Origin of the sequence: Gulosibacter sp. (genome assembly GCF_052090685.1) — a bacterium.
Lineage (GTDB): Bacteria > Actinomycetota > Actinomycetes > Actinomycetales > Microbacteriaceae > Gulosibacter.
On the sequence record NZ_JBQDBE010000001.1, the window covers coordinates 142458 to 155073 of the forward strand.

9 protein-coding genes are annotated in these 12616 nt (G+C 61.6%); 6 read left to right on the forward strand and 3 right to left on the reverse strand.

The genetic code is table 11. The annotated features are described in order from the left end of the window. Window positions 1-32 precede the first annotated feature (32 nt). A complete protein-coding gene (locus ACTHXA_RS00680) occupies window positions 33-1013 on the forward strand; it encodes an ABC transporter substrate-binding protein (protein WP_441668315.1) in 981 nt (326 codons plus the stop codon). 82 nt (window positions 1014-1095) lie between these two features. On the opposite strand, the gene rsgA is transcribed toward ACTHXA_RS00680, so the two are convergent. Further along, window positions 1096-2232, reverse strand: a complete 1137-nt coding sequence (gene rsgA, locus ACTHXA_RS00685) for a ribosome small subunit-dependent GTPase A (protein WP_441668317.1) — start codon at window positions 2230-2232, stop codon at window positions 1096-1098. An 8-nt stretch (window positions 2233-2240) separates the two neighbouring features. Next, a complete protein-coding gene (gene aroA / locus ACTHXA_RS00690; RefSeq protein ID WP_441668319.1) occupies window positions 2241-3686 on the reverse strand; it encodes a 3-phosphoshikimate 1-carboxyvinyltransferase in 1446 nt (481 codons plus the stop codon). An 89-nt stretch (window positions 3687-3775) separates the two neighbouring features. Here aroA and ACTHXA_RS00695 point away from each other — a divergent pair, with 89 nt between their 5' ends. After that, window positions 3776-4390 carry a sigma-70 family RNA polymerase sigma factor gene (locus ACTHXA_RS00695; protein ID WP_441668321.1) on the forward strand — a complete coding sequence of 205 codons (615 nt, stop codon included), beginning with the start codon at window positions 3776-3778 and terminating at the stop codon, window positions 4388-4390. Beyond that, window positions 4387-4626, forward strand: coding sequence for a zf-HC2 domain-containing protein (locus tag ACTHXA_RS00700; RefSeq protein WP_441668323.1), 240 nt, complete (start codon window positions 4387-4389; stop codon window positions 4624-4626). Before ACTHXA_RS00695 ends, ACTHXA_RS00700 begins: the two co-directional genes overlap by 4 nt. A gap of 266 nt (window positions 4627-4892) precedes the next feature. Here ACTHXA_RS00700 and ACTHXA_RS00705 read toward each other — a convergent pair whose 3' ends face one another. Beyond that, on the reverse strand, window positions 4893-8552 hold the full coding sequence (locus tag ACTHXA_RS00705) for a multifunctional oxoglutarate decarboxylase/oxoglutarate dehydrogenase thiamine pyrophosphate-binding subunit/dihydrolipoyllysine-residue succinyltransferase subunit (RefSeq protein ID WP_441668325.1): 3660 nt from the start codon (window positions 8550-8552) through the stop codon (window positions 4893-4895). A gap of 200 nt (window positions 8553-8752) precedes the next feature. Here ACTHXA_RS00705 and ACTHXA_RS00710 point away from each other — a divergent pair, with 200 nt between their 5' ends. Genes ACTHXA_RS00710 through ACTHXA_RS00720 form a run of 3 tightly spaced genes read left to right on the forward strand, consistent with a single transcriptional unit; the run spans window position 8753 to window position 12607 of the window. Continuing rightward, entirely contained in the window at window positions 8753-10189 is a 1437-nt protein-coding gene (locus tag ACTHXA_RS00710) for a GuaB1 family IMP dehydrogenase-related protein (protein ID WP_441668327.1), read from the forward strand. Between the two features lie 28 nt (window positions 10190-10217). Further along, window positions 10218-11573: a hemolysin family protein gene (locus tag ACTHXA_RS00715; RefSeq protein ID WP_441668329.1), complete on the forward strand. Its 1356-nt coding sequence runs from the start codon at window positions 10218-10220 to the stop codon at window positions 11571-11573. Continuing rightward, window positions 11570-12607: a hemolysin family protein gene (locus tag ACTHXA_RS00720; RefSeq protein ID WP_441668331.1), complete on the forward strand. Its 1038-nt coding sequence runs from the start codon at window positions 11570-11572 to the stop codon at window positions 12605-12607. The genes ACTHXA_RS00715 and ACTHXA_RS00720 overlap by 4 nt, the downstream gene beginning before the upstream one ends. Window positions 12608-12616 lie beyond the last annotated feature (9 nt).

Sequence of the window (12616 nt, forward strand, 5' to 3'; positions counted from 1 at the left end):
ACGCTTTTCACACCCCCTTGAGGAGAACCACCATGACCATTCGCAACCCATTCGCGAAACTCCTGCCGCTCTTGGCAATATCCGGACTCGCACTTGCCGCCTGCGCGAATCCGACGAGCGTGGCCGGCACGGAAACCAGCAATACCTCGGGCTTCGACCTCAGCTCGAGCAATGTGGACGCCCGCCCGCACCTTGAACCGGTTCAGGAAGCCATTGACGCGCTTGAGGAAAGCGGCTTCGAACCGATTACAGAAGGGCAGCTTACGGTCGCGATCAGTGTGTACACGGCACCGCTCGCCTTCGCTGCGGAAGACGACCCGAACGTCGTCCTGGGCAGTGAAGCCGACTTCGCGCAGCTCATTGCCGATGGTCTCGGACTCGAGCTGAACCTGCAGCCGGTGTCCTGGGCAGACTGGCCGCTCGGCGTGCAATCTGGCAAATACGACCTGATTACCTCGAACGTCACCGTCACGGAGGAACGCAAGGACCTCTTCGACTTCGCCACCTACCGCGAGGACGTCCTCGGATTCGCGGTCGCCGCTGACAACACCGAAATTGATTCGATCACCGAGGCTAAGGATGTTGCCGGGCTCAAAATCGTCGTCGGTTCCGGCACCAACCAGGAAGCCATACTGCAGGCCTGGGATGCGGAGAACGTCGAAAACGGCCTCGAACCGGTGGAATTCGTGTACTTCGAAGACAACGCTGCCGCGAATCTCGCACTCAGTTCCGGCCGAGTGGATGCGCTGCTTTCACCAAACGCGGTGCTCGCTTTTGCCGCAGCATCCACGGGTGACACGGAAGTGGTCGGCACGCTCAACGGTGGCTGGCCCGAGACCGCCAATATCGGTGCCGCAACTGCGAAAGACAATGGCCTGATCGACCCGGTGCACCTGGTGTTGCAAGAGGCCTACACCAGTGGCGCCTACCAGGAGGTCATCGATCGCTGGGCGCTCGAAGATGAAGCGATCGATGAATCGCTCAAGAACCCACCGGGACTGCCGCGCGAATAGCCAACGGCAGCCTGTCCGTTCGAAGTCACCCTGGGGGAACACGGCCCCTCAGGGTGACTTCGCTTGGGGTTGACGCGCCAGACTATTCCTCCGGCTGCTCCGCGGCGGATGCGCTGCTCGAGTCGTCCGGGTCCATCGAGGTGAGTAGACGGCGTAGCGAGGTGACTCGGGCAGCGCCGATCGCATCCAACCGACCATCGCTAATGGCTGCGTCGAGTTCGCAATCTGGCGAGTCCTCCCGGTGCGTGCATCCGCGGGGGCATTCGGCGACCACAGCTGCGATACCGGGAAAGGCCTTGAGCACCGAATCCGAGTTCACGTGGCCGAGCCCGAAGGAGCGCACGCCGGGGGTGTCAATAATCCACCCGTCGGCACCCTGCGCATCCTCGACCCGCAGCGCGACCGAGGACGAGGAAGTGTGTCGGCCACGTCCGGTGACCACGTTGACGTGACCGGTAGCGCGGCCCGCTTTGGGAACAAGGGCATTCACGAGCGTGGACTTGCCCACACCCGAATGGCCGACCATGACGGTTGTGTGGCCGGTCAGCATTTCGCGAAACTCGGGGGAGGGCCCTGACTCTTCGGTCGCGTCCGCCTCGGTCGCACCTACCCCGAGCGCCTCCGCTCCTAGCGCCGACTCGAAGACGGGCACATCGAGTGAGGCGACGAGCTGCCGGATCGGCGCGGCCGAAGCGAGGTCCGTCTTCGTGATCACGACGATCGGTTCGATTCCGGCGTCGTAGGCCGCCACCAGATAGCGGTCAATGAGCCGCGGGCGCGGTTCCGGTTGCGCGGCCGCCACCACCACGCACAGCTGGTCGGCATTCGCCACAATAATCCGCTCGATCCGATCGGAATCGTCCGCCGATCGCCGAAGCAGCGTTTCGCGTTCGGCGATGCGCACGATCCGCGCGAGCGTGCCGGCATCCCCGGTCACATCGCCCACGAGTGATACCCGATCGCCGACCACCACCGACTTGCGGCCCAACTCCCGCGCGGTCGCGGCGATCACAGTCCGTTCGCGCTTCTTGTGCCCCTCGTCGACGAGCACTCGGTAGCGTCCGCGATCCACCGTCAGGACGAAGCCCTCGACCGCATCCTCATGATCGGGGCGCTGCTTCGTGCGGGGGCGCGAGCCGCGACGGTTCGCACGAACGCGCACATCGTCTTCGTTCCAACCACCGTATTGGTCGTACGCGTCAGTGCGTTCCCAACTCACAGTCCGGCCTAGAGCTCGGTGGTCAGAAAACCAGTCGTCACGGGATCAATCTCGACCGGCGCGGAAGTATCGCCCGCGAGCATCCCTTCCCACAGCTCAACAAACTGCGGCAACGTCTTCGAAGTGCTCTTCACATCGTCGAGGGTGATGTCCGCCACCGCGAGCCCCACGAGTGCGCCGGAGGTGGCCATGCGGTGATCCGCGTAGCACTGCCATTCGGCGCCATGCAGCTCACCGGGACGAATCACGAGACCCTCCTCGAGTTCATCCACATCGGCACCAATTCGGGTGAGCTCCGTCGCGAGCGCCGTGACCCGGTCCGTTTCGTGGCCGCGCAGGTGACCGATTCCCGTCAGGGTGCTTTCGCTCGAAGCAAAAGCACAGACCGCGGCAATATTCGGCACAAGCTCGCCGCCGGCCTCCGAGAAGTCAAGCGTGATGGCCTCGAAGGAACCACCCTGGACGATGCCTTGCTCGACGCGACAGGTGAGTAGCCCATCCGCATCCACCGACACCTCAGCACCGAACAGCGGCAGAATCTCCCGCAGCAGGTCACCGACCTGGGTAGTCTCGGCGGGCCAGTTCGGGATGCGCAGCTCACCGCCGGCGACCACGGTCGCGAGCATGAACGGCGCAGCATTCGAAAGATCGGGTTCGATCGTGAGGTCGATGCCGGAGATCGGTCCTGGTTCGACCCGCCAGGTGCGCTCATCGATGGTGCGCGCATCCACCCCGCGGTTGCGGAGCGACTCGAGCGTCATCTCGATGTGTGGGAGCGAGGGAAGCGTGTCGCCCGTGTGGTGGAAGGTGAGGCCCTTCTTGAACCGCGGGGCTGCGAGCAGCAATCCGGAGACGAACTGGCTCGAGCCGGATGCGTCGATCTTGAGCTCTCCGCCTTCGACCTCGCCGGTTCCGTAGAGCGAGAAAGGAAGCTTGCCGCGCTTATCGTCGTTGACGTTGACGCCGAGGGCACGCAGGGCGTTGATCGTGCCGGCCATCGGCCGATTGCGGGCCGCCTTGTCGCCATCGAAGGCAACCGGGCCGAGCGCGAGGGCGGCCATTGGCGGAACGAAGCGCATCACATTACCCGCGAGTCCGCAGTCAATCGAGACGCCGCCTTCGAGTTCTTCGGCGGGGGAGATCTCCCAGTTGGGGCCGTAACGTCCAGAGCCTTCCTGCTCGGTTACCGTGGCGCCGAGCTGGCTCACCGCATCACGCATGAGCTGCGAGTCGCGGGCGTGCAGCGGGTGTCGAAGTGTCGAAGGCTCCGCTGCGAGCGCCGAGAGCACGAGCTCGCGGTTCGTGATCGACTTCGAGCCGGGTATTTCCACTTCCACGTCGAGTGGTGTTTCCGCTTGCGGCGCGGCCCAGGGACCGTCGTCAAGGATGAGCGGATCGGCTTGTTGATCGCCGTAGAGGTCGAAATCGGGCCCGGAATAATTGAAGATCTCCATCGGTTACACACCTTACCGGCCCAACGCGAGGAGTGGAGGAATCAATGGCAGTCGGACTGATGGACCGCCCCGTCGTAGACTCTCAATTGATGAATGCTTCAGACACTCGCAACGCGGAATACAGCGATGAAGAGCTCGCCAAACTGTTCGACGAACAGGCAATGCCGCTTCTTGATCAGCTGTACGGTCACGCCATGCGCATGACGCGCAATCAGGCCGATGCCCAAGACCTTGTGCAGGAGACTTTCACGAAGGCGTTTCAGTCCTTCCGGTCGTATCGCCAAGGGACGAACCTGCGCGCGTGGCTCTACCGCATCCAGACGAATCTTTATATCAACCAGTACCGCAAGGCGCAGCGCGAGCCGTACCCGAATGCGCTCGATGAGCTTGAGGATTGGCAGCTTGGGGGAGCGTCCTCGTATACCGCGGACTCGTCTTCGCGGTCTGCCGAGGCCGAGGCGCTCGACAACCTTCCTTCCGATGCCGTGAAGGATGCGCTGGCCGAGTTGGCAGATGAGTTCCGGATGGCCGTGCTGCTCGCCGATGTGCAGGGCTTCGCCTACAAAGAAATTGCAGAAATTATGGACACCCCGGTGGGGACGGTCATGAGTCGACTTCATCGAGGTCGCAAGCTCTTGCGCGAAAAGTTGCGTGACTATGCGACCGAGTATGGAATCGGCGTTGAGAAGGAGGACGACAAGTGAGCGATTGTGGTTGCGATAAAGCCAAGAATGGGCTCGAAGACTATCTCCGCGACGAACTCGCGGCCGATTACCGAGCCGAGATCGACGAACACCTCAAGGGCTGCCAGGACTGCTCGAGCGAGGCCCACATTCACACCGTGATCACTGACGTTGTGCGCCGCACGTGCAATAGCGAGGCGGCACCCGCCGACCTGCAGGATCGCGTCCGCTCCGCTCTCCGCGCCACGAGTCACTAGCCGCGGGCCGCTAGCCGCCGCAGCGCAAGACTTCCGCCGCCTCCCCGCAGCGTCGGACGCCTGCCACCTCTCCGCAGAGTGGTCACTGGTTGTTGCTATCGCTGCGGTTAGCACCAAGTATTGACCACTCTGCGAGGTGGGTATGAGTGACCCTTGACAGAGTGGTCACTGGTTGTTGCTATCGCTGCGGATAACAACAAGCGTTGACCACTCTGCGCGGGTGGGGCGCCGACCACTCTGCGGCAGACGCCCCTCAGACGCCCGAACTACTTAAGTGCGAGCCCGAGCAGCTCGGCCTGCTGCGCCTGGTGCGCCTTGAGCGTTCCGACCGAAGGTGCGGATGCCTCGGGGCGGGTTGCGGGGATCACCGGGCGATCGAGGAAGGGCACGAGCGCAGTCTGCAGGAACGGCCACGCGCCCTGGTTCGAGGGCTCTTCCTGAACCCACATCAGCTCTGCGTTCGGGTAGCGCCCGACGACTTCGCGCAGCTCGTCGAGCGGCAGCGGGTAGTACTGCTCGAGTCGAACGAGCGCGACCGAAGTGTCGCCGGTCTTCTCCAGCTGCTGCTTCAACTCGTAGTGGATCTTGCCCGAGTGCAACAGCACGCGGCGCACCGAGGATGCGTCGGTGATCCGGGTGTCGTCGAGTACCGGACGGAACCGACCCGAGGTAAAGTCCTCAACATCAGAGGATGCACCGCGCAGACGAAGCATCGACTTCGGCGTGAACACCACGAGCGGCTTACGCGGACGGGCATAGGCCTGGCGACGCAGCAGGTGGAAGTAGTTCGCGGGCGTCGAGGGCTGGGCAATGTTCATATTGTCCTGTGCCGCGAGCGTCAGGAAGCGTTCGATGCGACCCGAGGAGTGGTCAGGTCCCTGACCTTCATAGCCGTGGGGGAGCAGCATGACCACACTCGAGTGCTGCGCCCACTTCTGCTCACCCGAGGCGATGAACTCATCAATGATGGTCTGCGCGCCGTTGACGAAGTCACCGAACTGGGCTTCCCAGAGCACAAGCGCATCCGGGCGCTCCACCGAGTAGCCGTACTCGAAGCCGAGTACGGCATATTCGCTCAGTAGTGAGTCATAGATCGAGAAACGCGCCTGGCGGTTATCGATGTTCTGCAGCGGCAGCCAGTTCTGATCAGTAAGACGGTCGTGCAGCAGCGCGTGGCGCTGCGTGAACGTTCCGCGTCGGGAGTCCTGGCCGGACATCCGCACCGGAGTGCCCTCAACGAGGAGCGTTCCAAGTGCGAGCAGCTCGCCGAAGGCCCAGTCGATACCGCCCTCGCGAGTCATCTTGTAGCGGCTATCGAGCACGCGCTGGAGCTTGGTGTGCACCGTGAAGCCGTCGGGAACGTTTTGGTGTGCGTCGCCGATCGCCTCGATGAGTTCGCGGCTGACCCCGGTGGTCTCCGGAACGGAGGCGATCTGCTCTTCACGCGAGCCCACCGTGGAGAGTTCTGTCGCGGTGATCGACTCGGTGTGGGCGTTGTGCGTCTCGGCAAAGGCCTTTTCAAGCTCACTGTGGAACTCGGCCTGCGCGTTCTCGTACTCATCCTTCGTGAGGTCGCCACGGCCGACGAGGTTGTCGGCGTAGATGCGACGAACCGAACGCTTCGCTTCGATGAGGTCGAACATGAGCGGCTGCGTCATCGACGCGTCGTCACCCTCGTTGTGACCGCGGCGGCGATAGGACACGAGGTCGATAACCACATCGCTATTGAATTCCTGGCGGTACTTGAAGGCGAGCTGTGCCACGCGCGCGACCGACTCGGGGTCGTCACCGTTCACGTGCAGCACGGGTGCCTGAATGGCCTTGGCGACATCGGATGCGTACATCGAGGTGCGGCCGTCTTGCGGTGTGGTGGTGAAACCAACCTGGTTATTGATGATCACGTGGATCGTGCCGCCGGTACGGTAGGCGCGCAGCTGTGACATCTGCAGTGTTTCAAAGACGATGCCCTGACCCGAGAACGCGGCATCACCGTGCACCAGCACGGGCAGCACCGAGTAGTCGTGTTCGCCGAAGCGATCTTGCTTACCGCGGACGATACCTTCGAGGACGCCGTCAACCGCTTCCAGGTGCGAGGGGTTCGCGGCGAGGTAAATCGGCATTTCGTCACCCTCGGGTGAGGTGTACGTCCCCTCAATACCGAGGTGGTACTTCACGTCACCGGTACCGGCAACACGCCCCGCCTTCGCACCTTCGAACTCGCGGAATACCTGGTTGTAGGTCTTTCCGGCAATGTTCGTGAGCACATTGAGGCGGCCGCGGTGCGCCATACCGATGGCGACCTCGCGCAATTCCGCGGTGACCGCATCCTGGGCAATCTGGTCAAGCAAGGCGATGACCGACTCAGAGCCTTCGAGCGAGAAACGCTTCTGGCCCACGTACTTGGTCTGCAGGAAGGTCTCAAAGGCCTCAGCCTGGTTGAGTTTCTGCAGGATGCGCAGCTGCTCTTCGTGCGTGGGTGGCACGTACGGGTGCTCAAGTTCGGACTGGAACCAGGCGCGCTGCTCCGGCTCCTGGATGTGCATGTACTCGATACCGATCGTGCGGCAGTAGGTGTCACGCAGGATACCGAGGATATCGCGCAGCTTCATCATGCGCTTGGTACCGAAGCCGGCGGTCACGAATTCGCGCTCAAGGTCCCAGAAGGTGAGTCCGTGCGATTCGATCTCGAGGTCGGGGTGCGTGCGCTGCACGTACTCGAGCGGGTCGATATCGGCCATCATGTGACCGCGCACGCGGTACATATTGATGACCTGCTGCACGCGTGCGGTCTTGTTGATCGCCGCAGCGATATCGACGTGCACATCCTTCGACCACTTGATTGGACGGTAGGGGATGCGCAGCGAGGAGAAGATCTCTTCGTAGAAGTCGTAGCCCCCGGTAAGGAGCTCGGAGACGACCTTGAGGAACTCACCCGAGCCAGCACCCTGGATCACGCGGTGGTCATAGGTGGAGGAAACCGTCATGCGCTTCGAGATCGCCATCTGGTCGATGGTTTCCTGCGCCATGCCCTGGAACGCCGAGGGGTAGTCGAGCGCACCGGCACCAATAATCGCGCCCTGACCCTTCGTGAGTCGCGGTGCCGACTGTACGGTACCGATTCCGCCGGGATTCGTGAGCGAGATTGTCGCGCCTGCGTGGTCTGCCGCGGTGAGCGTGCCGTTGCGACCCTTCGCGATGAGCTGCTCGTACGCATCCACAAACTCGCGGAAGTTCATCTCTTCCGCGCGCTTGATGCTGGGAACAACCAGACCGCGCGATCCATCCTTATTCGCCACGTCAATCGCGATACCAAGATTGATATGGGCGGGGGTGACCATGGTCGGCTTGCCGTCGATGATGTCGTAGTAGACGTTCTGGCTCGGGAACATCTTGAGCGCCTGGACGATCGCGTACCCAAGCATGTGCGTGAACGAAATCTTGCCACCGCGCGTACGGCGCAGGTGATTGTTGATCACGATGCGGTTGTCGATCATGAGCTTCGCGGGAATCTCGCGGTAGCTCGTCGCCGTTGGAATCTCGAGTGAGATATCCATGTTCTTGGCGATGGCCTTCGACATGCCCTTGAGTGCTTCAGCCTTGGCCTCGCGCTCGGGAGTCGACTCCTTCTTCTCCGTGGGAGCTTCCGCGGGGATCGGCTGCGAACGAGCGGGACGCGCGGTGGTGCGCGCCTGCTTCTTGCCTCCCTCAGCTTCATCCGCGGTGGCGGACTTTTCCTCAGGCTTCGTTACCTCAGTAGCTGATTTTTTGCCCTCAGACTTTTGGGGATCGTGGTTTCGCTGTTGCTTCAGCGCGGCGTCAAATCGTTCCAGCGTCGGCCACCAGGCCTCGTCAACGCTGTCGCGGTCTTCTTGGAACTTCGCATACATCTCCGCTACGAGCCAGTCATTGGCTCCGTAACTGGGCATGTTGCTCGGGGTTTCCAAACCTGATGTGGGGGTCGACACTCGGGAATCGCCGCCTTTTCTGCTTGTCGATGCTAGCCCAGAAGTTGTCAAAAACTTCGGCACTGTCGAACAGCTAGCATAGTGCTTCATAGTGTCCGTCGCTGAACGCGCGCTAATGATTACCGACACTGGACGACATTCTGCCCACCTAGGCTTGTCTCATGCAGTTTTATGGACAAGAGCCGCAACATGACCTGACCTATTCGGATGTTTTTCTCATCCCATCGAGGTCTGAAGTTGGCTCGCGACTCAACGTTGATCTCGCAACCAATGACGCCACCGGGATGCAGCTGCCGCTGGTGGCGAGCAATATGAATTCGGTCACCGGGCCGCGCATGGCGAGCGCCATGGCACGACGAGGCGGAATTGCCGTGCTGCCACAAGACCTCAGCGATGAACAACTCACTGACGGAATCCGCTGGGTGAAAGCACAGCATCCGGTCTGGTCGGTGCCGTTTGAATTCGAGTCCAGTGCAACCATTGCCGAGGTGCTGCAAATTGTGCCCGCAATTTCGGGTCAGTCCATTGCCGTCCGCGAGGGTGGCGAGGTGAAACTGATCTTTGAAGCCAGCGGTCTCGACGGTTTGCCAGAGGATGCGAGTCTCGGCGACCTGGGGCACCTTTCGGCACCGATGGTTGGGGCCGAGGAACTCGCGGACCCGAGGTCGGCGTTCGATCTCCTCGAGGAGGTTCCCGGCAAACTCGTCGCCGTGGAGGATCACGGCCAACTTGTGGGCGCGCTCTCGCAGCGGGATGCACTACGGTCGACGATTTATCGCCCGAATATTGGTGAGGATGGTCGTCTGCGCGTCGCTGCGGCACTCGGCATCAACGGTGACATTGTGGGGCGGGCCGAGAAACTCCGCGATGCGGGCGCCGATGCACTCGTCATCGACACCGCGCACGGCCACCAAGAAAGCATGCTGCGGGCAATTACGAAGGTGCGTGAAGCGGACCTCGGCTTGCCGATCGCAGCCGGAAACGTGGTCTCCGGTGCGGGCACGAGGGACCTCGTCAGTGCTGGCGCAAATATCGTCAAGGTCGGGGTTGGTCCGGGGGCTATGTGCACCACGCGCATGATGACGGCGGTGGGCCGACCACAGTTCTCTGCAGTGCTCGAGTGCGCCGAAACTGCGCAGCACCACGGGGCCGTGGTGTGGGCTGACGGTGGCGTGCGCTATCCGCGCGATGTCGCCCTCGCGTTGGCTGCGGGCGGCACCGCGGTGATGATCGGTTCCTGGTTTGCCGGTACCTGCGAGGCACCCGGCACCGTAAAAATGGATGCCGAGGGGAGGCTCTATAAAGAGTCCTTCGGCATGGCCTCGACTCGCGCGGTTACTGACCGGTTCGGCAAACTCGACGCCTATGAACGAGCCCGGAAGATGCTGTTCGCAGAGGGCATTTCCAATTCCACGATCTTGATGGATCCGAACCTGCCGAGCGTGGATGACCTGATCGACATCATCACCACCGGAGTGCGTTCGAGCTTCACCTACGCGGGCGCCGCCACCCTCGCTGAGTTTAGTGAGCGCGCGAAGGTAGGCGTGCAGTCCGCGGCTGGATACGAGGAAGGCAAGCCACTCCCGGTTTCTTGGTGACAGAACTCCATTAGACTCGGCCATAATTATGGACTGGATACTTCTGGCCGTCGGTTTTCTTCTCTGTGTTGGAACTGGCATCTTCGTTGCCACCGAGTTCACGCTCGTGAACCTTGACCGACACGAACTTGAGGCGCGACAGGCACGAGGCGAAAAGCGTCTCGGACCGGTGATTGCGGCACTCAAAGAAACCTCTACTCACCTCTCGAGCGCGCAGCTCGGCATCACCCTCACCACTCTGTTGACCGGGTACACGATGGAACCCGCGATCTCCTCGCTCCTTGGTGACACCCTGCTCGCGATCGGGGTGGGGGAGGACTGGGTCAGCAGCGTTGGCACGGTTGTGGCAATGATCGTTGCCACCGTGCTGTCGATGGTTGTGGGCGAACTCATCCCGAAGAACTTTGCGCTCTCCCTTCCCGACACCCTCGCGAAGCTCGTGGTGCCGGCACAGAATGCCTTCACCGCGGTGTTTCGTCCCGCGATCACGGGTTTGAACGGCTCTGCCAACTGGCTGATTCGGCGTATGGGCATCGAGCCAAAGGAAGAACTGTCCGGAGCCCGCACTGCTGAAGAGCTCTCGAGCCTCGTCCGCCGCAGCGCGGTGGTCGGTGTGCTCGATACCGATAAGGCGGTGCTCCTCAACCGAACTCTTCGATTCAGTGAGCACACCGCAGATGAGGTCATGACACCCCGACCTCGAGTCGCGGTGATTGGTGCGGATGCTCCGGTCGAGGAACTCATTCAGCTCGCGCACTCGACCGGCTATTCACGATTCCCGGTAATTGATGAAGACATTGACGACGTAATCGGTATCGCCCACCTCAAATACGCCGTCGCGGTGCCCCGCGATCGTCGAGCCTCCGTACCGGTCGGTGCGATCAAGACCGATGCCGTGTTGGTCCCCGAGACGATCGCGTTGGATGCACTGCTTGGCGAATTGCGCGGTGAGGGTTACCAGATGGCGATTGTGTTGGATGAATATGGCGGCACCGCCGGCATCGTCACCCTGGAAGACCTCGTGGAAGAGATCGTCGGTGAGCTAGTCGACGAACACGACCTCGCTCATGCTGAAATCATCCGAAGTCGCGACCGGATCATCTTCGATGGCCTCCTGCGCCCCGACGAACTGCGCGAGCGCCTCAATATCGAAATTGATGAGGACGGTCCCTATGAAACGGTTGCCGGGTTCATGGTCCACGCCCTTGCCCGAGTTCCCACGATCGGCGAACAGATTGACATCAACGAGGGAACGATGACAGTGGAAGAAATGGATGGTCGACGCATTAGCCGGATCCGATTCATCCCGAATGACTCCTACGAAACGCGTGAAGAACGCGTTCGCCGAGAACGACAGGATGATGAGAAGGGGGCCCGTTCGTGAACCAAGACGTCATGGGCCTCGTATGGCTTGTCGTACTACTGGCGCTCAACGCCTTCTTCGTCGCCGCAGAATTCGCCGTTATCACCGCCCGCCGCAGCTCGATCGAACCGCGAGCAGAACGCGGTTCGAAAGCGGCGCAAACCGCGCTCTTCGCGATGGAACACGCCACCCTCATGCTGGCGACCTCCCAGCTGGGCATCACCGTGTGTTCGCTGATCATCCTGAACGTCTCGGAACCCGCGATTCACCACCTGGTCTCAGGACCGCTGGCCTGGACGGGCTTGAGCCCCGAATGGGTCAACATTTTGGGCTTCACGATCGCCCTGCTCGTCGTCACCTATCTCCACGTCGTATTGGGCGAAATGGTGCCGAAGAACATCGCATTCTCGATCCCGGACCGGGCGGTGCTCATCCTGGCGCCACCGCTCGTGTTCGTGGCCCGAATCTTTAAGCCGATTATTTGGTTCTTGAATGAGATCGCGAACCTGACACTGCGCGCGTTCGGTGTGACGCCCAAATCGGAGGCCACAAGTACCTACACCTTCGATGAAGTTGCGGGAATTGTCGCGCAATCCAAGCGTGAGGGGGTGCTCACCGATGAAGCCGGAACACTCTCGAACACCTTTGAGTTCACTTCCAAGAAGGTGGGCGAAGTTGCGGTCCCCATTGACAACATCCATCTGCTCGACCACGACGCAACCCCGCACGATCTGCAGCGGGCCGTGGCGGAATACGGCTTCTCTCGCTATGTCATTGCCCGTGACGGCGTCCCAGTCGGGTACGTCCACCTCAAGGATCTCATCGGCGGCGATGACGAGCACTATGACGAACCAATGGCGGACGAACTCATCCGGCCGCTCACCTCGCTCTATGTCGGAACGGAACTTGAGGATGCTCTCGCATCGATGCGCCGAACCGGCAAGCACCTCACTCGGGTGATTGACAAGAGCGGCCAGACCGTCGGGGTGCTCTTCCTCGAAGACGTCATTGAAGAGCTTGTCGGTGAAGTTCGCGACGCAACCGCGCGGCGATAGGGTGACGAA